Origin of the sequence: Campylobacter sp. IFREMER_LSEM_CL908 (genome assembly GCF_025771545.1) — a bacterium.
In the GTDB taxonomy this organism is placed as follows: Bacteria; Campylobacterota; Campylobacteria; order Campylobacterales; family Campylobacteraceae; genus Campylobacter_D; species Campylobacter_D lari_D.
In genome coordinates, this window is sequence record NZ_JAKMQK010000004.1 from 93137 (window position 1) to 117441 (window position 24305).

General features: G+C 28.8%; 25 protein-coding genes. 12 read left to right on the forward strand and 13 right to left on the reverse strand.

Features of this window, described 5'->3' with window-relative positions; genetic code table 11:
* Window positions 1-109: 109 nt before the first annotated feature.
* The 8 genes from L8U04_RS02510 to gap all read right to left on the reverse strand — a co-directional run bounded on the left by L8U04_RS02510 (window position 110) and on the right by gap (window position 7107).
* The gene (locus L8U04_RS02510) at window positions 110-514 is read right to left on the reverse strand and encodes a hypothetical protein (RefSeq protein ID WP_263662833.1); all 405 of its coding nucleotides are present in this window, start codon (window positions 512-514) and stop codon (window positions 110-112) included.
* Entirely contained in the window at window positions 507-1217 is a 711-nt protein-coding gene (locus L8U04_RS02515; protein ID WP_133319362.1) for an EI24 domain-containing protein, read from the reverse strand. The genes L8U04_RS02510 and L8U04_RS02515 overlap by 8 nt, the downstream gene beginning before the upstream one ends.
* The gene (locus tag L8U04_RS02520; protein WP_133319361.1) at window positions 1214-1906 is read right to left on the reverse strand and encodes a dUTP diphosphatase; all 693 of its coding nucleotides are present in this window, start codon (window positions 1904-1906) and stop codon (window positions 1214-1216) included. The genes L8U04_RS02515 and L8U04_RS02520 overlap by 4 nt, the downstream gene beginning before the upstream one ends.
* A gap of 12 nt (window positions 1907-1918) precedes the next feature.
* A complete protein-coding gene (locus tag L8U04_RS02525; protein WP_133319360.1) occupies window positions 1919-2467 on the reverse strand; it encodes an ATP-binding protein in 549 nt (182 codons plus the stop codon).
* A gap of 125 nt (window positions 2468-2592) precedes the next feature.
* Window positions 2593-4227 carry a hydrogenase small subunit gene (locus L8U04_RS02530; protein ID WP_263709333.1) on the reverse strand — a complete coding sequence of 545 codons (1635 nt, stop codon included), beginning with the start codon at window positions 4225-4227 and terminating at the stop codon, window positions 2593-2595.
* Window positions 4228-4230: 3 nt separating this feature from the next.
* Window positions 4231-4911, reverse strand: a complete 681-nt coding sequence (locus tag L8U04_RS02535; protein ID WP_263665544.1) for a triose-phosphate isomerase — start codon at window positions 4909-4911, stop codon at window positions 4231-4233.
* Window positions 4908-6110 carry a phosphoglycerate kinase gene (locus tag L8U04_RS02540; protein WP_263659824.1) on the reverse strand — a complete coding sequence of 401 codons (1203 nt, stop codon included), beginning with the start codon at window positions 6108-6110 and terminating at the stop codon, window positions 4908-4910. Before L8U04_RS02540 ends, L8U04_RS02535 begins: the two co-directional genes overlap by 4 nt.
* 1 nt (window position 6111) lies before the next feature.
* Window positions 6112-7107, reverse strand: a complete 996-nt coding sequence (gap, locus tag L8U04_RS02545) for a type I glyceraldehyde-3-phosphate dehydrogenase (protein WP_220566300.1) — start codon at window positions 7105-7107, stop codon at window positions 6112-6114.
* A gap of 59 nt (window positions 7108-7166) precedes the next feature.
* On the opposite strand from gap, the gene nadD reads away from it, so the two are divergent.
* From nadD to L8U04_RS02565, 4 genes are all read left to right on the forward strand, one after another.
* Window positions 7167-7712: a nicotinate (nicotinamide) nucleotide adenylyltransferase gene (gene nadD, locus L8U04_RS02550; RefSeq protein WP_220566299.1), complete on the forward strand. Its 546-nt coding sequence runs from the start codon at window positions 7167-7169 to the stop codon at window positions 7710-7712.
* A gap of 13 nt (window positions 7713-7725) precedes the next feature.
* The gene (gene rsfS, locus L8U04_RS02555) at window positions 7726-8055 is read left to right on the forward strand and encodes a ribosome silencing factor (protein WP_133319354.1); all 330 of its coding nucleotides are present in this window, start codon (window positions 7726-7728) and stop codon (window positions 8053-8055) included.
* A gap of 9 nt (window positions 8056-8064) precedes the next feature.
* Window positions 8065-8331 (forward strand): hypothetical protein, encoded by a 267-nt coding sequence (locus L8U04_RS02560; protein WP_263709334.1) that lies wholly within the window; start codon window positions 8065-8067, stop codon window positions 8329-8331.
* Between the two features lie 173 nt (window positions 8332-8504).
* Window positions 8505-8642, forward strand: coding sequence for a hypothetical protein (locus L8U04_RS02565; RefSeq protein ID WP_263709335.1), 138 nt, complete (start codon window positions 8505-8507; stop codon window positions 8640-8642).
* 1 nt (window position 8643) lies between these two features.
* On the opposite strand, the gene L8U04_RS02570 is transcribed toward L8U04_RS02565, so the two are convergent.
* From L8U04_RS02570 to L8U04_RS02590, 5 genes are all read right to left on the reverse strand, one after another.
* Window positions 8644-9018, reverse strand: a complete 375-nt coding sequence (locus L8U04_RS02570) for a DUF1090 domain-containing protein (RefSeq protein WP_263709336.1) — start codon at window positions 9016-9018, stop codon at window positions 8644-8646.
* A 235-nt stretch (window positions 9019-9253) separates the two neighbouring features.
* Window positions 9254-9628: an HIT family protein gene (locus tag L8U04_RS02575; RefSeq protein ID WP_263661051.1), complete on the reverse strand. Its 375-nt coding sequence runs from the start codon at window positions 9626-9628 to the stop codon at window positions 9254-9256.
* A 41-nt stretch (window positions 9629-9669) separates the two neighbouring features.
* The gene (fumC, locus tag L8U04_RS02580; protein WP_263709337.1) at window positions 9670-11061 is read right to left on the reverse strand and encodes a class II fumarate hydratase; all 1392 of its coding nucleotides are present in this window, start codon (window positions 11059-11061) and stop codon (window positions 9670-9672) included.
* Window positions 11062-11189: 128 nt separating this feature from the next.
* Entirely contained in the window at window positions 11190-12989 is a 1800-nt protein-coding gene (glmS, locus tag L8U04_RS02585) for a glutamine--fructose-6-phosphate transaminase (isomerizing) (protein ID WP_263709338.1), read from the reverse strand.
* Window positions 12990-12992: 3 nt separating this feature from the next.
* Window positions 12993-15341 (reverse strand): nucleotidyltransferase, encoded by a 2349-nt coding sequence (locus tag L8U04_RS02590; protein ID WP_412175289.1) that lies wholly within the window; start codon window positions 15339-15341, stop codon window positions 12993-12995.
* A 126-nt stretch (window positions 15342-15467) separates the two neighbouring features.
* On the opposite strand from L8U04_RS02590, the gene mqnE reads away from it, so the two are divergent.
* From mqnE to L8U04_RS02630, 8 genes are all read left to right on the forward strand, one after another.
* Window positions 15468-16532, forward strand: coding sequence for an aminofutalosine synthase MqnE (gene mqnE / locus L8U04_RS02595; RefSeq protein ID WP_263709339.1), 1065 nt, complete (start codon window positions 15468-15470; stop codon window positions 16530-16532).
* Window positions 16533-16540: 8 nt separating this feature from the next.
* The gene (locus tag L8U04_RS02600; protein ID WP_263661047.1) at window positions 16541-17857 is read left to right on the forward strand and encodes an NCS2 family permease; all 1317 of its coding nucleotides are present in this window, start codon (window positions 16541-16543) and stop codon (window positions 17855-17857) included.
* A gap of 9 nt (window positions 17858-17866) precedes the next feature.
* Complete coding sequence (locus tag L8U04_RS02605) at window positions 17867-18307, forward strand: phosphoribosyltransferase (protein WP_133319347.1); 441 nt, start codon at window positions 17867-17869, stop codon at window positions 18305-18307.
* A gap of 61 nt (window positions 18308-18368) precedes the next feature.
* Window positions 18369-20762 carry a molybdopterin guanine dinucleotide-containing S/N-oxide reductase gene (locus L8U04_RS02610; RefSeq protein WP_263661046.1) on the forward strand — a complete coding sequence of 798 codons (2394 nt, stop codon included), beginning with the start codon at window positions 18369-18371 and terminating at the stop codon, window positions 20760-20762.
* A gap of 1 nt (window position 20763) precedes the next feature.
* The gene (locus L8U04_RS02615; protein ID WP_133319345.1) at window positions 20764-21297 is read left to right on the forward strand and encodes a hypothetical protein; all 534 of its coding nucleotides are present in this window, start codon (window positions 20764-20766) and stop codon (window positions 21295-21297) included.
* A 6-nt stretch (window positions 21298-21303) separates the two neighbouring features.
* Window positions 21304-22461 (forward strand): hypothetical protein, encoded by a 1158-nt coding sequence (locus tag L8U04_RS02620; RefSeq protein WP_263661045.1) that lies wholly within the window; start codon window positions 21304-21306, stop codon window positions 22459-22461.
* Window positions 22458-23198: a Tfp pilus assembly protein FimT/FimU gene (locus L8U04_RS02625; protein ID WP_263661044.1), complete on the forward strand. Its 741-nt coding sequence runs from the start codon at window positions 22458-22460 to the stop codon at window positions 23196-23198. The genes L8U04_RS02620 and L8U04_RS02625 overlap by 4 nt, the downstream gene beginning before the upstream one ends.
* Window positions 23199-23276: 78 nt before the next feature.
* The coding region (locus L8U04_RS02630; RefSeq protein ID WP_263709340.1) for a cache domain-containing protein at window positions 23277-24305 on the forward strand (1029 nt) is incomplete at its 3' end.

Here is a 24305-nt window from a genome sequence, read left to right on the forward strand (position 1 = left end):
ATATTTGACTTTATGATTATGATGGTTTGTATGATTTTATTAAAAAAATATTTAAAAAATTATAAAAAAATTAATTTTTATTAAAAAATATTATATTTTTAGGATATTTTTAAATAAAAAATTCTAATTTTTTAGAAAGTAGAATTTTATTATCGGTATATTTTGCCCATTGTATATTTAGAGCAAAAATACAAGCTTTTGCAAGTTTTGCAAAGGGAAATTTTTCATAATATATTTTTTCTTGTTCTGCGGTAGCTTTTCTAAAAATAGCTTTAATTTGCACTCCTTTAATAAGATTGATAATATTTGTATCTAGTGCTATATTAACTCCTACTTTTGGATTTTTATAAGAAAGCTGAATGTGTCTAGTATGTTCTTCGCTAGCAAAAATCAATGCAAGATTTTTATCATCAAAAGTATAATAGCAACTTGCGCAATATATTTCATCATTATCTTGCACGCTCAAGGTTAAGAGTTTTTGAGAATGAATGAATTTTTTAATTCTCTCATCCATTATTTTTAGCTTCTAAATTTAAGATCTTTTGGTAACTTAAATGAGTTAAAAAAATTACATAAAATACTTGTAAAAATAGTCCAAGTAAAGGAATGCTTGATAAAATAAAAAATATTAAAGTACTTATTTTAAAGTTCAAAGGTGAAGAGTTCTTATAAAAATTATTAAAAGAATTTTTATCCAAGACATTGCTTAATACATCTAAGAGTAAAAGTTTATGAAATAAATAATAAAAAACTCCATAATAAATCACAATACTTATAAAAGGTATGATTAGTAAAAAAGTAGCGATTATAAATAATACGCAAAAAGTCAATATAAATTTAAATGTTTTGAGTAAAACTTCTAAAGAATTTACTTCTTTTTGTATGAAATAGTTGTAGTATTTTTGATTTATTTTTTTTACTATATAAGGCGTTAAAAAAGAAATAATTAGCATGGATAAAAATACTGAGGCAAAAACTACTATGAAAAATCCACCTATGGCACTCAAAAATGTAAGTGAAAATTGTACTATGGAAAAGCTAAAAAACCAAGCCATGAAAGTTCCGCTAATGACATCTTCAATATAAGAAAAAAAGATATCATAGGTGTAGAATACAAGCAAGGCTAAAATAATTAAACTAACAAAAAAAGGCAAAAAAGAAAATTTTAAAAAAGGTTTACTAAAAAAATTTTGCAAGCTTAGATATAAAATATTCATTTTAATTCATCGTAATAATTTTGAAGTTTTTTGTAAATTTCTTTATAATCTAAGGTTTCTTTTAAAATTTGATTTAAAACTTCATTATCTTCTACACCATTCCATGTTTTTTTATATGTGCCTTCTTTATAGCCATTTTCTTGTCTGAATTGATTTAAAATATTTTTTCCAATATATGTTTTGTAAAGTTTAAAGAAATTTAAGCCACATTTTCTAGCTAGAATAAAATAGACACTTAAAAGCTCACCTAAATCATAATCAAATCCACTGCATTTATGGATAATAAGCTCAATATCATTTAAAATTCCATAAATATCTGCTTCATTTGGATTAGAAGTTTCTTTGCAAAAATCATCAAAAAAACTTACAGAAGAAACTTCTTCTGCTATGAAATTTTTATCATTAATTTGTTTTTCTTTGTATTCTTCTAAAATTAAACTCAAGATAAAATGCCATATATCTACTATTTCAATACATACATTATCCCAGTTTGCAGGAGTGTGTATACTTTTCCAATGCTTCCAGGCAAAAGAATCAATAAGTTCAGCACACTCCATATAAATGCATCTTCTAAAGCTAATTAATTTACCTTCTTTGGTATAGCCATTTTCCCATCCTATACCATTAGTATCATCATTTAATTTTTGCTGGAGTTCTAGCATGCTTTTTAAAATATCTTTTACTTGCATTTATTTTCCTTCTTAAGCGTAAAATCCAAATTCTTTATTATTTTCTTCTTCTTTTTTCTTTTCTTGATTGTTATATTGCTTCCAAATTTCTTCTAATAATTTAGCACTATCTTGGAAAATCTGTTTTTTAATATCTTCAAGATCAGTTTTTGTCATTTCTTTATTTAAACTTTTATCCATAATATTAAATAACTCATGCAAGGTTGCTTTTTTGTGCTCTTCATTTTTTGGTATAGGCAGAGCATCACCAATTTTCATCGCAGTGGTGATAAGCTCTTTTGGCTTTAAGGTTCCTACTCTTGAGTTTTTCATAAATTCATCAATTTGAGGCTGTACTTTGGCTACTGCTTCTTTAATTTCTTCAATTTCTTCTTGCGAAAGTTTTGTGCCACTATATGAAAACGAAAAACCAAATTGATTTCTTAAACTCAAAGATGCTGAATTTCCATCTTTATCTAATTTTGCTTCTTTTTTATCGTACATAGAAAAAGAAAGATGATTGCCATTTTTTGTTTTTATATCCATAGAAAAATTTTGAGAGTTGTAGCTAGAAATTTGCATAATGTTCCTTTCAAATCAAGATAAAGTTATATCGTCAAAATAACTAAATCTTAAATAAATTTGCAAAGTTTTTAAGCTTTGCAAATTTCAAATACTAGGGAGATAAATATTTTATCATTAAGTCTTTAAACACTCGTTAAATCCCAAAATAATTTTAGTATTTTTTCATTATTTGAGTGTATTAAAATTTGTTTTTTGTTATGTATATTTTTACATGCTTTTAAAGCCTGTTTTAAATTTTCTTTTAAAGAAAAAATCAATCCAAAAGCAATAGCTTCTTTATCTAAACCACCTAAAATATAAATCAAAGGCATACGCATTGATTTAGAAATATCAAGCTTTGCTTGTTCATTAATGGTAGTTTTAAAATCAAATTTGCTAGGATGTTTGAACTTATAAGCTAAAGCAAGATCTAAAAACTCATCTAAATGGCTTAATTTTTTTCCGCTAATAAAAGGATATATAAAATAAAATAAATCTAAGATATTATTACTAATTTTGCTTTCATTATTATAATTTTCTTGTATAAAATTATAATATGTTTTAAATTGCTCTTGGTAATTTTGTACTAAAGTCATAGCCATTTTAGTTTTTGCAAAATTATTTAAAAAAACTTTAGGATTAGCTTCAAAACTAAAGTCTAAAAAATTAATCTTTGTGTCATTTTGATAAAAAATTCCACTAATATCGCTTTCTAAATCTAACAAAATATTATCTGAATTAAGCTCATTGTTAGAGCTATTATGAATTATTTTATTATCCAATATAATAGAAAAATTATTATAAGCAAATTCATTGCTCATAGGTTTTTCATAAAAACCAAAATCATCCCAAAAATTCTCTTCACTACAGGCAATACAGCCATGTCCTGCAGCTACTGGCCAAGAGGTTTTGGAGTTAAATTTAACCTTAGGGCAATTATTATAAGCATAAGGTCCTTTACAACCTACTTTAAAAAGACAATAACCTTGTTTTATATTTTCATCGTTAAAACTTTGAGCAAAATTACCTGCTTCAAATTTAGCTTTTCTTTCACATAAATCATGCAAACATTTACCATAAAAAGCCAAAGGTCTATTTTGTTCATCTAAAGCCATGTCTTGCTCAAATAATATATAAAAGCAAAGCGCTGCGATGATATTTACATCACTTGGAGGACAACCTGGTATATTGATTACTTTTTTTTCCAAGACTTTAGAAATTCCTATGCTTTTGGTAGGGTTTGGATGTGCAGCTTGAATTCCTCCATAGCTTGAGCAAGTTCCCATAGCAAAGATTGTTTTAGCATTTTTGGCACATTTTTGTAAAATTTCATATCCATTTTCACCATGTGCTCCTATAGTTAGATAAAAAGGATCTATAGCACAAACCCCGCCTTCAACGGCCAAAAGAAAATCTTTTTTTTCTAAAACTTCTTCTAAATGCGATTCTGCCTGGTATCCGCTTGCACTCATAAAGGTTTCATGATATTCTAAAGAAATGAAATCAAAAATCAGATCTAAAAAGTCAGGCAATGAAGTTCTAAGCAAACTCTCACTACACCCTGTGCATTCACTTAAATGAAGCCATATGAGACTAGGTGGGGTGTGAAGTTGAAAATATCTATGTGCTAAAGGGCTAAAATCATTTGGCAAACCTAAAGTTTTAATGATAGAATTTACGGCTTCTAATGAGATATTTTTCTCTTCTTTATGCGAGTTTTCTAATAGAGCAATTTTATGCTCTAATATGCTTTTTAATTCTTCATTGCTTAAAGACATTTTTTAACCTTTGGCTATTTGTATCATATTTAAAAAATCATTTGCATTTAATGCGGCTGAACCTATTAATACTCCATCACAATTTTTTAAAGCACAAATTTCTTTAATATTGTTTTGATTAACACTTCCGCCATATAAAAGCTTAGCGTTAGTAAATTCTCTTAAAAAATTAAGTATGGTATTAATATCATCAAGATTAGCACTAACTCCTGTGCCTATAGAATAAATAGGCTCATATGCTATGATAAGTTTTTTATAAGATAAATCAATATTTTCAATTTGTTTTTTTAAAAAATCTAAGCTTTTATTAGTATTTTTGGTTTCTAAACTTTCGCCTATACAATAAATGATATTAAAATCAAGATTTTTTGCAAAATCAAATTTAGCTTTTAAAAAGCTTTCATTTTCATTTAAAGCTCTTCTTTCAGAATGACCTATTAAAACACTTTTGATATTAAATTCTTCTAAGTGAATTTTACCAATTTCTCCGGTATAGGCTCCATTTTCACAAGGGTAGAAATTCTGCGCGCCTTGCTGAAATGAAAAATTGTCTTTTAAAAAAGCTATGCTAGGTGGGAAGATGAAAATTTCATCTTCTTTGTTTAAATTTTGGTTTAATTCTTGAGCGTAAAGTTCAAAGCTTGATCTTGTATGATTGCACTTTAAATTTGCTGCAAAAATCATTCATTATCCTTTATGGTCAAAGGTTTTACACCAGGAAGTTCTTTTCCTTCTATAAGTTCTAATGATGCTCCACCGCCAGTTGAAATGAAAGTCATCTCATCAGCATCACCAGCTCTTGCTACAACATCAGCAGTATCGCCACCACCTATTACAGTTGTTGCGTGAGATTCACTAATATAATGGCTCATTTTAATGCTACCTTTTGAGAATTTATCGATTTCAAAAACCCCCATAGGCCCATTCCACCATATAGTTTGAGCATCAGAAAGTGCTTCTTTAAATAATCTTACGCTAGCAGGACCTATATCAAGTCCCATCCAACCTGCAGGAATTTCTTGCACAGGGGTGTATTTCATCACTGCCTCTTGGGAGCAAGTTTGTGCTGCTGTAACATCCACAGGAAGGTAAATTTTTACACCTAGATTTTTACCTTTGAGTAAGATTTTATTTGCTTCTTCAATTAAATCTTCTTCTAAAAGAGAATTTCCTATATCATAACCTTGAGCTTTTAAGAAAGTAAAGGCCATACCTCCACCTATGATTAATTTATCTACTTTTGGAAGTAAGTTAGTCAAAGCTTGTAATTTTCCACTTACTTTAGAACCACCTACTACGGCTACAAAAGGACGCGCAGGGTGTTTGATAAGATTGCTTGCAAACTCAATTTCTTTTTGGAGTAAAAATCCCGCACCCTTGTTTGTATTATCAAAGTATTTTGTAATAGCTTCAACGCTAGCATGGGCTCTATGACAAACCCCAAAAGCATCATTAATATAAACATCAGCCATAGAAGCAAGTTCTTTGGCTAAATTTTCATCATTCTTAGTTTCACCCTTTTCAAAGCGTAAATTTTCTAAAAGCAAAATTTCACTTGATTTTAATTCGCTAGCTTTTTTCTTTGCATCTTCACCTATAACATCTTTAGCCATGATGACTTCTTTAGCCATTAAGCGTGCAAGTCTTTTTGCAACTGGTTCTAAAGAGTATTTTGAAGCTATTTCTTTTGGACGCCCTAAATGTGAAGCTAAAATAACCGCACAGCCATTATCTAAACAATACCTTATAGTAGGGATGGCCGAGCGAATACGACGATCGTCGGTGATATTTAAAAACTCATCTTGAGGAACATTAAAATCACATCTTATAAATACTTTTTTCTTTGCAAGATCAATATCTTTAATCGATAAAATACTACTCATCTTAAGCCTTTGCTATAAATACTGCCATATCTACTAAACGAGAAGAATAACCCCATTCATTATCATACCAAGCAACCACTTTAACAAAATCATCACAAATTACTTGAGTTAAATCACTTGCTACAATTGCACCATAAGAGCAAGTTATAAAATCACTTGAAACTCTTTCTTCATCATCAACTAATAATATGCCTTTTAAATTACTAGCAGCTGCTTTTCTAAAGGCTTCATTGATTTCTTCTTTACTTACTTTTTTCTTTAAAGTTGCAGTTAAATCCACAGTTGATACATCAGCTACAGGCACACGCATGCTTTGACCATGTAATTTTCCATCAAGTTCAGGCATAACAAGCTTCATAGCTTTTGCTGCACCGGTAGAAGTAGGGATGATATTTTGTGCAGCAGCGCGTGATCTTCTTTTATCTCTTGCTTTTGCATCAATAATACTTTGACCATTGGTGTAAGCATGTATAGTAGTCATTAAACCTTTTTCTATGCCAAAATTATCTTGTAAAACTCTACAAATTGGTCCTAGGCAGTTGGTGGTACAACTTGCATTTGAGATGATATTTTCGCCTTTGTATTCATGTGCATTTACTCCTAAAACATAGGTTGGAGTTTTATCTTTTGCAGGTGCACTCATGATGACTTTTTGCACCCCATGATCTAAAAATCCTTGACATTTTTCCATAGTTAAGTGTGCACCGGTACACTCTAAAACAATTTGTGCGCCATATTTTGCAAAGTCCAAATCTGCTACATTTCTACTTTTTAAAACTTTTATTTTTTTATTATCAATTATTAAATCATCATTTTCATTTTCAACACTACCATCATATACCCCATGAACGGTGTCGTATTTAAAAAGATATTTTGTGAGTTCAATATCAGTAGTATCATTAATCGCTACAAGTTCTATATCATCGCGTTTCATGATAATTCTTGCAACACATCTTCCAATGCGTCCAAAGCCATTTATTGCAACTTTTACAGCCATTTTCATTTCCTTTTTATGATTAAGTAGATAAAATTCTACTAAAAAAAGGTTAAATTTTAATGAAAATCGCACTTTTTGGCGGTAGTTTTGATCCGCCTCATTTAGGTCATAATGCTATAGTCTTAAATGCATTAGAAAATTTAGAGCTTGATAAGCTCATTATTATGCCTACTTTTATTAGTCTTTTTAAACAAGAATTTACTGCAGATGAACAAAGACGCTTAAAATGGTGCAAGGAAATTTGGGGAAGCTTAATAAAAGTTGAAATTTGTGATTTTGAAATAAAAAAGCAAAGACCTGTGCCTAGTATAGAAAGTGTTGAATTTTTATATAAGCAATATGAAATTTCAAAATTTTATCTTATTTTAGGAGCTGATCATTTGCAAAGTCTTGAAAAATGGCATGAATTTGAAAGATTGCAAAATTTGGTAGAATTTGTTATAGCTAAAAGAGATGATATTTTTATACCAAAACATTTTAAAACTTTAGATACTAAAGTAAATATCTCTTCATCTTTTATAAGACAAACTTTACAAACAACGCAAGTTTGTGAGCAAATCAAAGAAGAAGTTAAGCTTTATTATTCTAAATTTAAAAATATTTAACAAAAGGAAAACAATGCAAGAAAGAATTAATAATATAGTGCAGATTTTAGATGATAAAAAGGCAGATTTAATAGAAAGCTTTGATATGCAAGATAAGGATTATTTTGTTAAATTTGTAGTGATTGCTACTACTATGGGGGAAAGACACGCGCTTTCTTTGATTGATGATTTAAAAACTAATCTTAAAAGCAAAGGTGAGGAGTTTTTAAATATAGAAAGTAGTGAAGAATGGACTGTACTTGATTTAGGAGATATTTTGATTCACTTAATGAGTGAAACTTATAGAACAAAATATAATATAGAAGAATTTTTGAAAAGTTTAAATAAAGAAAATCAAAACTAGGGTTAAGATTTGGATAATTTAATTACTGAGTTATCAGATTTAGCTAAAGAATATTTTGAAAATTCAGAATTTGAAAAATGCGATGAAGTTTTAAGCGAGCTTATAGCTTTTCGTAAAGGTGAAGTTACACTAGCGCAAGATGGTAAAGTGATTTTTATAGATGATGAGGATAAAGAGCGTTTGCTTTTAGAGGCTTATCATAATAGAGCGTTTTGTGGATTTAATTGTTTGAAATTTCAAGAAGTACTTTTGGCTTTCAATAAAACCATGTACTAGATAATACATATTATTTAGTATATTTTAACAGAGCTAGAGTTTATATACTTTTAGATAAGCAAATAAAAGCCTTAAAAAAATTGTAAACTTGTATTGATCTAGCTCTTGATTAAGAAGTGACTTTGAGAATTTGGAAGATTATCAAAAGGCTATAGAATTTTTTAATAAAATGATTGGGTAAGCAAGTTTTAGAATATACCAAAGAATTACCAAAGCTTGATGGAGAAAATGAGTTTGCATTAAAAAATCAAAATATTTTAATGCAAAAATTAAAACAACAAAATAAAAAATGGTGGCAAATTTGGAATTAAATTAGAGTTTGTTGATGTATTCTTCAATCTCTTTTTTGATTTTGTCTTTTTTGTCTTTTAAAGTTTGTTTTTTATTTTTATACTCTGTTTTACTCATATAATCTTTTTGTTTTTTTAATTCTTTTAACTCTTGTTCGATTTTTTCTATCTCTTGCTCTTTAAGTTTTTTGGCCTCTAATTTTTTATCATAAAAAAGAGGATCTTTTGCGCAATCTGCCTGGACTTCTTTTAAGACTAATTCTAAACTTAAAGCTTTTTCTTGATGATTGTAATTTTTAGCATAAGCTATTTCTTTTTGAATTTGCTTTATTTTAACCTCACATTGCGTGGAAAATGCAAATGAGCAAAGTGTAAGTAAAAATAACAATTGCTTCATAATTTAAACCTTTCTTTTTTGAAATTTTAGTTTATTATACTAAATAATTTATTTGCTGTTTTTAATAAAAACATGAGTTTTAAAAAAAGTTATTTGACCTTTTATAAAAACAAAGATGAATTATTATCAAGCTTATAGTTTGATTTTCTCATATTTTAAACTTATATGATTTTTATACTAAAATAATCCTAAGTAGATAATGTAATAGGATTTGATAACTAGAATTAATAAATTTTTAAACATGAATATTGTTTATTTTTTTAAGTAAAATTGATACAAATCCTTCAAAATCAGGCAATTTTAAATCCTTAATTTCTCTTTGTTGTTTTCCCCACATACTTTCAGGAAAAAACCCATCTTCTTTAAAGCGTGCCATAACATGAAAATGCACTCTTGGCACATAGTTTGCAAAGGAAGCTATGTTGATTTTTTCTGGGTTGTAGTATTCTCTAAGGCTTAACTCACAAGCTAAAACATACTGAAAAAGCATATTTTGCAAAAAGGCTGGACAATCACTTAATTCTCTGTAATTTTCTTTAGTAAAAATTTTTACCCAAGGAATTTGAGAATCTTCTTTTTCTATAAATAAAAAATCATTTTCATAAATCATCTAAATCCTTAAAAAGACTAGGGTTATTCCTAGTCTTTTGATTATTTTTTTACTCCTATCATTTTTGTAGGATCTACAAATTTAGCAAAGTCTTCTTCGCTTACTAAGCCAAGTTCCATAGCACTTTCTTTTAAAGAAATACCTTTTTTATGAGCATTTTTTGCTACTTTAGCTGCATTTTCATAGCCAATGTGTGGATTTAATGCAGTTACTAGCATTAAAGAATTATGCAAGTTAAAATCAATTTTTTCTTTATTTGGCTCTATACCAACAGCACAATGGATATTAAATGAATGCATAGCATCAGCTAATAAATCAAGGCTTTGCAAGAAGTTATAAATAATCACAGGTTTGAAAACATTAAGCTCGAAATTTCCTTGGCTTGCTGCAAAGCCAATAGTCGCATCATTTCCCATAACTTGCACTGCAACCATAGTTAAAGCTTCGCATTGAGTAGGATTAACCTTGCCTGGCATGATAGAACTTCCTGGCTCATTTTCAGGTATGTTTAATTCCCCAAGACCACATCTAGGACCACTTGCTAGCCATCTAATATCATTTGCTATTTTCATTAAATTTGCAGCTAAGCCTTTCATGGCCCCATGAGTAAAATTAATTGCATCATGGCTTGTTAGGGCATGGAATTTATTTGGACTTGAAACAAATTTAGTGCCTATTAGCTTGCTTAATTCTTCACTTACTTTTTCACTAAGTTCTGGATGCGCATTCAATCCTGTACCAACAGCTGTCCCACCTATTGCAAGTTCTCTTAATGTAGGTAAAGAAGCGATGATTTGCTCTTTTGAGTGAAGTAACATAGAAAGATATCCGCTAAATTCTTGAGCTAGGGTAAGTGGTGTAGCATCTTGAAGGTGAGTTCTTCCTATTTTAATAATTCCTTCAAATTCTTTTACTTTTTTTTCAAAAGTTGCAATAAGCTCATCTAAAGCAGGGATAAGTTTTTTCTCTACTTGCTCTACCGAAACTATACTCATAGCAGTTGGAAAAGTATCATTTGAACTTTGACTCATATTTACATGATCATTTGGATGAACAAGCTTTTCTTTTCTAAAATCTCCACCCATAATTTCAGTTGCACGGTTTGCTATAACTTCATTCATATTCATATTGCTTTGAGTGCCTGAACCTGTTTGCCATATTGCTAATGGGAAATTATCGTCAAATTTTCCTGCTACAATTTCATCGCAAGCTTGCACGATAGCATTTTTTTTAACATCATCTAATTTGCCAAGTTTATTATTTACCAAAGCCAAAGATTTTTTAAGATTTGCAAAAGCATAAATTAAAACTTTTGGCATTTTTTCACAACCAATTTTAAAATTTTCAAAACTTCTTTCAGTTTGTGCTCCCCAATATTTATCATTAGGAACTTTAATCTCTCCCATAGTATCGTGTTCGATTCTGTATTCCATGGCCTTTCCTTGTAATAAAATAAGTTGTGATATTTAAACTAAATAAACCCTAAAGTTTGCTTATAATTTAAGAAGTATTTATAAAATTTTTGAAGAAAGGTGTAGTTTTTTTCAAAACTACACAAATATTATTCTACTGTAACACTTTTTGCTAGATTTCTTGGCATATCCACATCATTGCCAAGTCTTATAGAAACTTCTAAAGCTAGAAGTTGTAAGATTACCATCATTTCGAAAAATTCGCACATATAGTGCTCTTGTTTTGAAGTTTTTATAAAATCATCACTTAAATCAAAATCAAGTGGAGAGATAGCAAGTAAAGTAGAATCCCTTGCAGCTAATTCTTCTACATTTGATTTAGTTTTTTCATAAAGACAATTTTGCGGCATTAATGCAACGGTAAAAAGCTCACTATCTGCTAGAGCAATAGGTCCATGTTTCATCTCTCCTGCTGGATAGCCTTCAGCATGTAAGTATGAAATTTCTTTAAGTTTTAAAGCTCCTTCTAGTGCTAATGGATAAAATACATCTCTTCCTATAAAGAAAAAGCCATGGCCATGTAGGTATCTTTTTGAAATTCTATGTACTTTTTCATGTAAGTTTTGTTCAACTTTAACTATACTTGGCAAGCTTCTTAGAGCTTTGATTTCTTTACTCATATCTAAATTTGCTTTTTGTGCAAGATAGATTGCAAGCATCCATAAAGTTGCTACTTGAGTGGCAAATGCTTTAGTTGAAGCTACACCTTTTTCAATGCCCGCTCTAGTAAGTAAAGATATATCAGCCAAACGTACGATGTTAGAATTATCCACATTACATATTGCTAAAGTTTTAACTCCTTGTGTTTTTGCTATTTTTAAAGCTTCTAGTGTATCAGCTGTTTCACCACTTTGTGAGATTACTACAAAAAGAGTATTTTTACCTATAATGGCTTCTCTGTATCTAAATTCACTTGCTACTTCAACTTTAGTTTTAATCTTTGCAAGTCTTTCAAGTAAATAAGCCCCACTTAATGCTGCATGATAACTTGTACCACAAGCACAAAGTGTGATTTCATCTATGTTTTGTAAAAGAACTTCATCTATATCTTCAAAAACAATCTGCTCACCTTGCAAGCGTCCCATTAAAACTTCACCTAAAACTCTACTTTGCTCATAAATTTCTTTTTCCATGAAAAATCTATAACCATCTTTTTGAGCATAACTTTTATCTTGACTTAAAGCCACAAAAGTAGGTTGTACGCAAGCTTGATCGTGACAAATTTTGCATTCATTTAAATTAACATATCCATAATCTCCATCTTCAAGATAAGCTACTTTATCCACTAAAGAAACTAAAGGTGCATCACTTGATGCAAAATAATATTCATTTTCATCGCCATTTTTTCCGATGATGAGTGGCACAGCATTTTTAGCAAAATAAATTGTATTAGGATCTTTTTTACTCACAAGCAAGATTGCAAAAGCACCTTTTAGTTCAGCTATGGTCTTTTTAAAAGCTTCAAATGGTTCTAAATTACTCGCATGATATTCAAATAAATGTACAATAACTTCAGTGTCAGTTTGACTTAGAAAATTAATACCTTCTTGTGTGAGTTTTGTTTTTAATTCTTGGTAATTTTCTATGATTCCATTATGTATTACACAAGAGTATTGTCCTAAATGTGGATGCGCATTTATTTCGGTTGGTTTTCCATGAGTTGCCCAACGCGTATGGCCTATAGCAAGCCCAAATCCATCACTATTAAAATTAGCAGTCTTATTAGCTAAATTTTCTAATTTTCCAACTGCTTTAAAAAAGTCTAATTCTCCATCTTTCATTACTGCTATACCGGCGCTATCGTAGCCTCTGTATTCAAGCTCTTTTAAACCTTCTAATATGATTTTTTTCTTTTCTTTAGTTCCTATATAACCTACTATTCCACACATCTTTTACTCGCTTATTAGTGATTTAAGAATTTGATCTTTATGATCTTGCAAGCTTTCATTTTTATGCAAAATCAAAACATTTCGCGTTCTTTCTTTTATGGTTTGAATTTTTGCTGCACTTAAGATAATATCATATCTTGCAAGTACATCCATTACATAAGCCATTAAACCTTTTTGATCTTTTGTGTTTAAGGTTATTTTGGCATAGCTTTTGGAATAATTCATGTCTAATTTTAATTCATCTTTTTTAATGTTTGGTTTTTTTGCCTTTTTTTGTACTTTTAAATGCAATTTAGAATTAAGTAAATTTTCTAAACTTTGTTTTTGATTATCACTTACTATATCTGAATATTCAAATTTCAGATAAACTTTTTCATCAAATAATTCAAAAAAACTCATAAAGACTAAATTTAAAGAACTTAAAGTGTTGAGTATATTTTCAAGATTATTTTTTCTATTCATTATAAGCTCTAGAGTAAAATTATCTTGATTGTCAAGCCAAAAAGTAAAATTTTCTTTTTGCGCAATCTGTGTTATTTTAATAATTTTTTCAAAGCTATTTTTTATAAAAAAGAGATTAGATTTAATATGAGTGATATTGTTTTGAGTTTGCTCATCAAGATCTAAAAAAGCCTTGCTTCTTTTTAGAGTTTGTTCTTTTTTTACCCTTCTTTGACTCTCATCAATTAAATTTTCATCCTCAAAACCTTCTAGTGCATTTTGAAACAATCTTTCTAAACTTTTATAATAAAAATGATTTTCTATACCCAAAGCTTTAGCATTGCAAAAAGATAAAAGATGTAAGGTTTTTAGGGTATGAGTATCATTTAATTTGGAAATAAAATTTAATACAATAGTAGAATTATAAATATCTTCTTTTTCTATAATATCTTTAAAAGCATTGAAATTTTTAAATAATCTTAAGCCAAAATCTAAAAGTTCATTATCAACTTGGAATTTTCCAACATAAGCTCTGTAAATATTAGCTAAAGAAATTTCATTTTCTTCATGAATAGCACTTAAAAGTATGGTAAGCTTTATTATTAGAAGTGTTTTTTTATCAAATTTGCAATCTTTTTCTTCAAAGTATTTTAAGCAAAGTAATGCTCTATCTAATGCACTATAAATACCTTCTTCTTCGAGTAAAAATTTACTTTGAATTAATGGTTTGCAAAAATCTTTTAAAATGTTTGCATTGTTTAGTAGTTTTAAAATACTAAAAGAATGTTTTTTTTCTAATATACCTTTAAATAACTCCAAATTTTCATCATTATTTTTTGCTCTTTTTAATGCAAAAATTAGTTTAATATCAAAAATAAAATCCTCATCTTCTAGTTTTAAAAGTCGATTGAGTATTAAATTTAAATTTTCATTTTCATCTGAATGAGTAAAAAAGTTATCTTGTATTTCATAAAGTTTATTTTCTTTATAATGTTTTTCTTGGATGCACCTTGCTAAAAAATGTGTATAAATTCCACAAATTTGCATACTTTGCATTGCTTTTTGAATGAGTATGGATTTAAGATCTAAATTTTTCTTTTCTTTTTTATGCATTAAGTTAGCAAGTTCTTGTGAATTTTGTATTAAAAATAAATTTGTGTTTTTACCTTCTAAAAGATTCATTGCACATTTAAGTGAAAATAAAAAATCACTCGCAAGCTTAAATTCGCTAAATTCTTTTTCATTGATAAAATTAAGCATATAATTTTTGGGAGAATCTTTAAATAAAATATTTAAATTTTCTATATTAAGTTGCTCATCTAAACCGCCAAAATTTTTATTAATATCAAATTCTTGCTTGATTAAGGGTTGATAATAAGGGTTAAATTCTTGCAAGATTTTTAGAGCAAATTCTTCTTTTAACTCATCTTGAGCTTGGGAAATTTTTTCTTTGATTTGTTTAAATAAAATCTTAGAGCCGCTAATATAGCGGTATTGTAAAATATTTTGTTTAAGCTCATTTTTAGCTATATTATAAAGTCCATTTATTTCACAAATTTGATAGTTAATGCTTAAACCAATATCGTTTAAAAAAGTAATAAATGCTTTCATTAAAGGCTTAATATTATAAGCTTTTATATCTTTATAAATAAGTAATAAATCAATATTTTCTTTTATGCTTAAATTCATTTTAGCATATTGTTTAATGGCGATAATACAAAAAGGAATTTTGTCATTATGTGGAAAAAAATCATCAAAAAAATCATTTAAAACAAGCTCATAAATATCTTCTATAAAACGATCAATCTCTTTAGAATGGTAAAAGCTAAAAGAGCCTTGCTTTAAAAAAAGTCTAGAACAATATGCTTCATAGTCTTTTAAAGAATTTTTTAATTTTTGAATTTTTTGCATATCCATTTTTGAAAATTATTCCTTGCTTTAAATTTTTATTAAAATCATACCAAAAAATACTTTGTATTAAATTTTAAGTAAGTTAAAATTATAATTGTAGTTTAAAATTAAAAATATGGTAAGAATATGCAAACAATTATAGAAAAATTAGAAAATCAAGAAAGATTAAACGAAGAAGAGGCTAATAAACTTTGGGATTTAGAGCTTTTTACTCTAGCTAAATATGCACAAAAAATTCGTACTAATTTGCATGGCAAAAAGGTTTATTTTAATATCAATCGACATATTAATCCTACAAATATATGTGCAGATACTTGTAAATTTTGTGCTTTTTCAGCACATAGGAAAAATCCTAATCCTTACACTATGACACATGAAGAGATAATGAAAATAGTTGATGAGACAGTTTTAAGAGATACGAAAGAAATTCATATTGTTTCAGCGCACAATAAAAATACATCATGGCAGTGGTATTTAGAAATTTTTAAAATGATTAAAGAAAAATATCCATTTTTACACATTAAAGCTCTAACTGCTGCTGAGGTTGATTTTTTAAGTAGAGCTTTTGATATGAGTTATGAAGAAGTAATAGAAAAAATGCTTGAGTATGGTGTTGATTCTATGCCAGGTGGTGGAGCTGAAATTTTTGATGAAGAAGTTAGAAAAAGAATTTGTCATGGTAAGGTAAGTAGTGAAAATTGGCTAAAAATTCACAAACTTTGGCATGAAAAAGGCAAACAAAGTAATGCTACTATGTTATTTGGGCATATAGAAAGTAGAGAAAATAGAATTAATCACATGATAAGATTAAGAAATCTCCAAGATCAAACAAGTGGGTTTAATGCTTTTATTCCTTTAGTTTGGCAACAAGATAATAGTTTTATTGCAGGTAAAAAGCCACTTGGCTCGGTGGAAATTTTAAAAACTTTAGCTATAGCAAGAATAGTGCTTGATAATATTAAAAATATCAAAGCTTATTGGGCAACTATGGGTATAAATTTAGCTATGGTGGCTCAAGATTTTGGCGCAAATGATTTAGATGGTACCATAGAAAAAGAAAGCATACAAAGTGCAGGCGGAGCAAAAAGCTCAAATGGCTTAAGTTTAAAAACCTTCATAGAGATGATTCAAAGTTCAGGTTATATAGCAATAGAGCGAGATAGTTTATATAATGAACTAAAAATTTATTAAGGATTAAAATGGATTTTTTTAAACTTAAAGAGCATAATAGCGATGTAAAAACTGAAATTTATGCAGGTATTGCTACCTTTTTAGCAATGATTTATATTATACCAGTTAATGCTAATATAATGAGCAATTCAGGTATGCCACTAGAAGCTTTAATCGTAGCAACCGCTTTGGTAACTATTATAGCTACTACTTTAAGTGCTTTTTTCTCTAATACTCCTGTGGCTATGAGTGTAGGCATGGGATTAAATGCGTATTTTACTTTTAGCGTGTGTAATACTTATCAAATTCCTTGGCAAAGTGCTTTGGGGGCTGTTTTTTTATCAGGTATTGTTTTTACTTTATTATCTTTTACTAATTTTAGAATTTGGGTTATAAAAAGCATACCAAATGATCTAAGAAAAGCTATATCAGCGGGTATTGGAACTTTTATAGCTTTTATGGGACTTGTGCAAATGGGAATTATTACCAAAAGCGAAGCAACTTTAGTAGGCTTGGGAGATTTTTCAAGCACTAAAGTACTTTTTGGATTATTTGGTTTGTTTTTAGTTTTTGTTTTTTGGGCTTGGAGGATTAAAGCTGCTTTTATCTTAGCTGTTTTTGTAAGTGCTTTGTGTGCTTGGATTTTTGGTATTGATGGAGCTAGGTTTCCAGAACAACTTTTATCGATGCCAGTTATAAACGGAGATAATGGCTTAAGTGCAATATTTGGTAAGCTTGATATTAAAGGAGCTTTAGAGCTTAGTATGATTCCTATAGTGCTTACTTTTTTTGTTACTCAGCTTTTTGATAGCGTAGGGACAATCACAGGCGTAGGCTCAAGAGGAAAAATATTTGATGATCCAAAACAAGGTGATAAAAAACTAGGAAAAACTTTAGGAGTAGATGCTGTTAGTTCAGCTATGGGAGCAGTTGTTGGCACCTCTACTGTAACGGCATTTGTGGAGAGTTCAGCGGGAGTTGAAGCAGGCGGTAGAACAGGTCTTACAGCTTTAGTTACTGCTATATGTTTTGTTTTCACTTTATTTTTACTACCGGTATTTAAAGCTATTCCTGCAAATTCTATTTATCCTGTATTGGTTCTTGTTGGAGTTTTAATGTTTATGGAAGTTGCAAATATTAATTTTAAAGATAAAGCAATAGCTGTGAGTGCGTTTTTTATTATTATTATGATGCCGCTGACTTATTCTATTACAACAGGTTTTGCTTTTGGTTTTATTGCGTATTTATTTATGCGTATTATGCAAAAAGAATTTGATAAAATTAATCTTGGAATTATCATTTTAAGTGCAATTTCATTATTGGTATTTTTATTACAATTTTTATAGGAAGTGATTATGTATTATTATGCTTATGAAGAATTTCAAAAAGAAATTATCCCTTTTACGCGCAAAATAAAAGAGGAATTTAATCCCGATGTTTTACTTGCTATAGCAAGAGGTGGTATGACTTTAGGCCATTTTTTAGCAGAAGGTATGGGTAATAGAAATTTATTTTCTTTAAATTCTATCCATTATGAAGATACTCAAAAATTAGATACGATTAAAATTTTTAATATTCCTGATCTTAGCTCATATAAAAAAGTTCTTTTGGTAGATGATATCATAGATAGTGGTGAAACTATGATAGAAATTAAGAGAGTCTTAAGTCAAAAGTTTCCTCATTTAGAGCTTAAAGTAGCAAGTGTTTTTTACAAAACTTCAGCATTATTAATCCCTGAATTTTATATTAAAGAAGCTAAAGAATGGATTGATTTTTTCTGGAGTATTAAAATTTAGTTTATTATTAGCTATAAATAATACAATATAATTAAATACTAAACTAAAAGGAAGGACAAACATGAGTTTAACAAGAAGAAAATTCTTAAAAGGTCTTGCTGCAACTTCAGCAGTTGCTTCCGTTAATCCTTTAATGGCAGCACAAACAAAATTTTACGATACTAAAAAAATTCCTCATGCAACTCACTTTGGTGCTTTTTGGGCTGAAGTAAATTCAGAAGGAAAAATAGTAAAAGTTACTCCACAAAAATCTGATAAACATCCTTCAGTAATAACTGATGCCATTATCGATAGAACTTATTCAGACACTAGGGTAAAGTATCCTTGTGTTAGAAAAAGCTTTTTAGAAGGTAAAAAAAGACCTAAATTAAGAGGTAAAGAACCTTTTGTAAGAGTAAGTTGGGAGAAAGCTTTAGAGCTTGTATTGGAAAAATTAAAAGAAACCCCTATTGAAAATTTATTTAATGCAAGTTATGGTGCATGGGGACATGTAGGTTTATTGCACAATTGTAACTCAGTAGCAGGAAGATTTTTTAATACCGCTTTAGGTGGCCATATTGGTACTGATGGTGAGTATAGTAATGGTGCTGCTGGTAAAGTAAATGCTAGTATAGTAGGAGATTTGGAAGTTTATTCTTTACAAACTTCTCATGAAGTTATTTTGGAAAACACTCAGGTTTATGTTTTATGGGGAGCTGATCTTTATAAATGTAATCAAATTGATTTTAAAGTTGCAAATCGTGGTAATGATGATTATTATAAAAAATACAGCAAATCAAAAATTAAATTTATAACTATTGATCCTCAATATACTCAAACAGCAGAAATTTTAAATGCCCAGTGGATTAAGATTCGTCCAAATACTGATGTTGCTTTAATGCTTGGTATGATGAATTATTTATATAAAAGTGGAAAATATGATAAAAAATTCATTGAAAAATACACTGATGGTTTTGACAAATTCTTACCTTATTTGCTTGGAAAAACTGATGGTATTGATAAAACTCCAGCTTGGGCTGCAAATATTACCGGCGTTGAAGAAAAAGTTATTACCGCATTAGCAGATACTTTTGTAAAAAATAGAACCTTTTTAGCAGGTAACTGGGCTATGCAAAGAGCACACCATGGTGAGCAAGCTGATTGGACTTTAATGGTTTTAGCTTCAATGATAGGTCAAGTAGGCTTACCTGGTGGTGGATTTGGTTTTTCTATGCATTATTCAGGTGGTGGTCAAGCATTTTCAGGTGTAAGATTACCAGTAGGTTTACCACAAGGTAAAAATAATCTTGATACTAATATTCCTGCAAGTAGAGTTTCAGAAGCTATTTTAAATCCAGGTAAAACAGTTAAATTTAAAGGTAAAGAAATCACTTATCCTAAAATTAAACTCATGTATGTAGTGGGCGCTTCTGTATTGGGCCATCATCCAAATACAAATGAACTTATCAAAGCTTTAAGAACACTTGATACATTAATTGTACATGAGCCTTGGTGGACTCCTATGGCAAAAATGGCAGATATTGTATTACCTTCAACTACAACTTTAGAAAGAGATGATATTAGCTTTGGTGGCTCTTATTCTCAAGATTATGTTTATGCTATGAAAAAAGTAATTGAGCCTTATTTTGAAAGTAGAAATGACTATGATATTTTCGAAGAATTAGCAAAAAGAATTGGCGAGAGAGAGCATAAAAAATTTACAGGTAATAAAACAAAACAACAATGGCTTGAAGGTTTTTATGGAAGAAGTGATTGTCCTTATTATATGGAATTTGCTGACTTTTGGAAACAAGGTTTTATCCATTTTGAACCACCAAAAGAAGCTTATAATTTTGTAAGACACTCTGAATTTAGAGCCGATCCTGTGGCAAATAAACTTGCAACAGAAAGTGGAAAAATCCAAATTTATTCTCCAAAATTTGAAAAATACAATTTAGATGATTTTAAAGCACATCCAACATGGTTTGAGCCTGCAGAGTGGCTGGGTAATGAAAAATTAGTTAAAAAATTTCCTTTCCATTTAGTAAGTCCACATCCAAGATATAGAGTGCATTCTCAACTTGATAATACTTGGGTGAGAGATTTGTATAAAATTCAAGGTAGAGAACCTGTGATGATTAATACAAATGATGCCAAAAAACTTGGTATTACCCACGGAGAAGTTGTAGAAGTATATAACGATCGTGGATCACTTTTAGCAGGTGCTTTTGTAACAGATAATATCATGGAAGGAGTTGTTAGTATCCAAGAAGGTGCTTGGTATGACCCTGAAGATGTAAGCGATAGCAAGCCAAGATGTAATGCAGGTCATGTAAATGTTTTAACAAGCTCAAGACCAACTTCAACTATGGCTCAAGCAACTAGTGTAAATACTTGCTTAGTGGGTATTAAAAAGCTAAAAGAAGTTATAAAACCTTATAATTCAACTACACCACCAGAAATCATAGGAGCTTAAAATGAAGAAAATTATATTGACATTAACTTTTTTAGCTAGTGCTTTGTTTGCTAAAGATATGTTTATTTTTAATGAAAAAGTAGATCTTTTAGATAGTGCTAGTAAAAAAGTAGTAGGACAAATTTATGAAGGCTCTAAAGTGGAGCTTATAAAAGAAGAAGGTGAATACTCTTTAATTAAAGTCAAAGGTGAGGTTGTGGAGTCAAATCCAAAAAGCCTTGCTTATACCAAAGATGGAATTTATCTTTTACTTACTTTAAATGGTAAAAATGCAAGTAATGAAATGGAATTTTTAGTTAAAAGTAAAGATTTGACCGATCAAGAAATTCTTGCTTGGGATGAGATAGAATTAACTTATTATGATACTTGCACAAGTTGTCACGCAGCACATAAACCAAAAGAACATTTAATGGAAGAATGGGATGCATATTTATCTGCTATGCAAGGTTTTGCTAAAATCACTGATGCGGAAAAAGATAGAATTTTAAGATTTTTACAATCTCACGCAAGTAATGGGCCTGTAAAACTTGACTAATCAAAAATGAAAAGGTATTTATTAGCCGTTTTATTTTTTGATTTTTGTGCTTTATTATATGGTGTAAGCACTTTATCTATCAGCTACAATGAAGCACAAATTTATTTTTACGATCATAGCTTAATTGCTATGATTGCTAGATTTGGTACTGCTCTTCTTGGACAAAATGATTTTGGATTAAGACTTCCGTTTGTTTTGTTGCATTCTTTAAGTTGTATTTTGTTGTATATTTTGGCTTTAAGATACACCAAAACTTCTTTTGATGCTTTTATTTCTGTTGTGCTTTTTATATTGCTTCCTGGTAGTGTAGCCAGCGCTTTGCTTATCAATGAATCTAGCATAGTAATATTTTTTACGCTTTTGATTTTGGTGCTGTTTGAATATAAAAAATTCTTTTTATTTTATATCTTGTTTTTTTTAGTTCTTTTTGTAGATGGAAATTTTGTAATTTTATATTTATCTTTTTTCTTTTTTGCTATATATAAAAAAGATAAATTACTTATTGCATGCTCTTTGATTTTATTTGCTATTGCAATGAGTATTTATGGTTTTGATGCAAGTGGAAAACCTAAAGGATATTTTTTAGATACTTTAGGTATTTTTGCAGCTTGCTTTTCACCTTTAATTTTTCTTTATTTTTTTTATGTTATTTATAGAATTCTTTTACAAGATGATAAACCTCTTTTATGGTTTATTAGTGCAACTACTTTCGTTTTTTGTTTGATTTTTTCTATAAGACAAAGACTTTTTTTAGAAGACTTTTTACCTTTTTGTGTAGTTTGTACTCCATTATTAGTTCGTTATTTAATGTCTTCTTATCGCTCAAGAATGCCACAATTACGCCTAAAACATAAAATTTTTATAGAATGCTCTTTGGTTTTTTTACTATTTTTTTATCTTGGTATTATTTTTAATCAAAGTTTTTATTATTTATTAAAAGATCCAAAAAAACATTTTGCTTATGATTATCATATTGCTAAAGAATTGTCTTTAAAGTTAAAACAAAGAAATTTTACACATATTTTCACTAAAGATAAAGAGTTAGCTTTAAGACTTAAATTTTATGGTATTTCCAAAGGTAAATTAGAACTTCATTCTAGTAAAAAAACTAGTAAGATATATGTTAGTTTAGGTAGGCATAAAATTTATTATTATATAAAATGAAACAAGCTTTTACTTTAATGGAATTAGTTTTTGTTTGTATTATATTATCTTTATTGTTTTCTATGGGGTATTTTTATTACAAACCTGACTATTTGCGTTTAGGGGCTGAACAAATTTTAAATGATATTAAATACACAAGACATTTAGCATTAATACAAAATGATTTTAGAGTAAAAGAATTTAATATTGCTAAACGAGAGTGGTTTAAAGCCAAATGGCAATTATATTTCATACGCTCAAAGTCAGCTACAAATAATGAACAAACTTATACTATTTTTTTAGATAAAAATGGTGATGGTAATGCAAATATAGGTAAAAACATGATTAATAAAGACAGAGAAATAGCTGTTGATTTAATTAATCCAAACTTATTGATGAACTCAGGACAAAGCGGAGTAATAAATCAAAATGATTCTAAGGCGAATTTAAAATATAATATAGAAAAAACATATGGTATTTCAAAAGTTTTGTTTGAAGGTGCTTGCAAGGGAAGTACGCGTTTAATTTTTGATGATTATGGTCGCTTATATACACCTTTGAAAAATGCTATGCGTCCTTATGATAAGCTCTCATCTTTTAATAATAACTGCATTATAAGATTATCTAATAAACAAGATCAGCATATATGTATAGTTATAAATCCTATTAGTGGTTATGCTTATATACCTAATTTTTCTTCACTAAACCAGCAGAGTATTATTTTAAATAATAAACAAATATTTTGTCATAATATATAATTTTTATTAAAATTTATTATTTTTTTGATAAAATATATTTACTAAAATACTTCAATTTAAATACAAAAAAGGAGATACATGAATGCAAATACACAAATGAGTGTGAAAAATAAATTGTCCATTGTTGTTGGTGTTATTGTCTTTTTAGCTTTATCAATAATCACTATAATGGCATTTGTTTCTAGTAGAAATAATTTAATTTCAAACAGTAAACAAGCGAATGAAGATTATTTATTGATCACAGAAACTCAAGTAGAAGGATATGTTGATGGCTATATAGATATTTTACTTGCCATAAAAAAATACATTGATTCTTTGGGAAAAAATCAAGTTTTAAATTTTGATTCTATGGAGCAAATGCTAGGAGATGATTTAAAAATTTTTAAAGATGGATCAAATACTTTAGCTGTCTATGTTGGTTTTCCCGATGGAACTATGCTTGTAAGTGATACTGTTTCTGATAAAAAAGGGGTTAATTTTAGAAAAAGAGGTGGTGGAATTTCTTCTTATGATGATCCAAGTTACGATGCTACTTCTAGAGACTGGTATAAAGGGGCTATTGCAAATGATGGAGTGTTTATAAGTGATGTTTATGAAGATTCTGTTACAAAATTACCTAGTTTTACTTATTCTACCCCGATTAAGAAAAATGGTAAGTTGATAGGTGTTTTAGGTGTTGATTTACTACTAACATCTTTGCAAAAGACCTTTGAAAAACTTCCAGGAAATGTTTTTGTTTTTGATACAACAAGCTCTATTCCTTTTGCTTCAAATAATAAATCACTAATCTTAACTCAACATCCAAGTATAGAAGAGATAAAAAAATATCATCAACAATTTGGAGATTATAAAACATTTGAATATATAAGCGTTGATACACAAGAAGAAAGATTTGGAATTTGCGCTAATATAGATAATTCAAAAGCTAAAGTAAGCTATATTGCTTGTGCAACTCAAAAGCAAGATGAGTTGGAAATGTTGGTTTTAAAAGACGCATATAAGCAAATTATTTTTTCTATTATTATATTGTTTATTTCATGTTTTGCTATTTACTTTTTTTCTTCAAAATTACTATCCCCTTTACAAGCAATCCAAAAAGGTATCAAT

Coding starts and splice junctions, on each gene's coding strand:
- L8U04_RS02600 (WP_263661047.1), top strand. CDS start 16,541: ATGGATTTTTTTAAACTTAAAGAGCATAATAGCGATGTAAAAACTGAA.
- fumC (WP_263709337.1), bottom strand. CDS start 11,061: ATGGAATACAGAATCGAACACGATACTATGGGAGAGATTAAAGTTCCT.
- L8U04_RS02570 (WP_263709336.1), bottom strand. CDS start 9,018: ATGAAGCAATTGTTATTTTTACTTACACTTTGCTCATTTGCATTTTCC.
- L8U04_RS02625 (WP_263661044.1), top strand. CDS start 22,458: ATGAAACAAGCTTTTACTTTAATGGAATTAGTTTTTGTTTGTATTATA.
- L8U04_RS02535 (WP_263665544.1), bottom strand. CDS start 4,911: ATGATTTTTGCAGCAAATTTAAAGTGCAATCATACAAGATCAAGCTTT.
- L8U04_RS02575 (WP_263661051.1), bottom strand. CDS start 9,628: ATGATTTATGAAAATGATTTTTTATTTATAGAAAAAGAAGATTCTCAA.
- L8U04_RS02530 (WP_263709333.1), bottom strand. CDS start 4,227: ATGTCTTTAAGCAATGAAGAATTAAAAAGCATATTAGAGCATAAAATT.
- L8U04_RS02520 (WP_133319361.1), bottom strand. CDS start 1,906: ATGCAAGTAAAAGATATTTTAAAAAGCATGCTAGAACTCCAGCAAAAA.
- rsfS (WP_133319354.1), top strand. CDS start 7,726: ATGCAAGAAAGAATTAATAATATAGTGCAGATTTTAGATGATAAAAAG.
- L8U04_RS02525 (WP_133319360.1), bottom strand. CDS start 2,467: ATGCAAATTTCTAGCTACAACTCTCAAAATTTTTCTATGGATATAAAA.
- L8U04_RS02620 (WP_263661045.1), top strand. CDS start 21,304: ATGAAAAGGTATTTATTAGCCGTTTTATTTTTTGATTTTTGTGCTTTA.
- gap (WP_220566300.1), bottom strand. CDS start 7,107: ATGGCTGTAAAAGTTGCAATAAATGGCTTTGGACGCATTGGAAGATGT.
- L8U04_RS02540 (WP_263659824.1), bottom strand. CDS start 6,110: ATGAGTAGTATTTTATCGATTAAAGATATTGATCTTGCAAAGAAAAAA.
- L8U04_RS02610 (WP_263661046.1), top strand. CDS start 18,369: ATGAGTTTAACAAGAAGAAAATTCTTAAAAGGTCTTGCTGCAACTTCA.
- nadD (WP_220566299.1), top strand. CDS start 7,167: ATGAAAATCGCACTTTTTGGCGGTAGTTTTGATCCGCCTCATTTAGGT.
- mqnE (WP_263709339.1), top strand. CDS start 15,468: ATGCAAACAATTATAGAAAAATTAGAAAATCAAGAAAGATTAAACGAA.
- L8U04_RS02615 (WP_133319345.1), top strand. CDS start 20,764: ATGAAGAAAATTATATTGACATTAACTTTTTTAGCTAGTGCTTTGTTT.
- L8U04_RS02605 (WP_133319347.1), top strand. CDS start 17,867: ATGTATTATTATGCTTATGAAGAATTTCAAAAAGAAATTATCCCTTTT.
- L8U04_RS02515 (WP_133319362.1), bottom strand. CDS start 1,217: ATGAATATTTTATATCTAAGCTTGCAAAATTTTTTTAGTAAACCTTTT.
- L8U04_RS02590 (WP_412175289.1), bottom strand. CDS start 15,341: ATGCAAAAAATTCAAAAATTAAAAAATTCTTTAAAAGACTATGAAGCA.
- glmS (WP_263709338.1), bottom strand. CDS start 12,989: ATGTGTGGAATAGTAGGTTATATAGGAACTAAAGAAAAGAAAAAAATC.
- L8U04_RS02510 (WP_263662833.1), bottom strand. CDS start 514: ATGGATGAGAGAATTAAAAAATTCATTCATTCTCAAAAACTCTTAACC.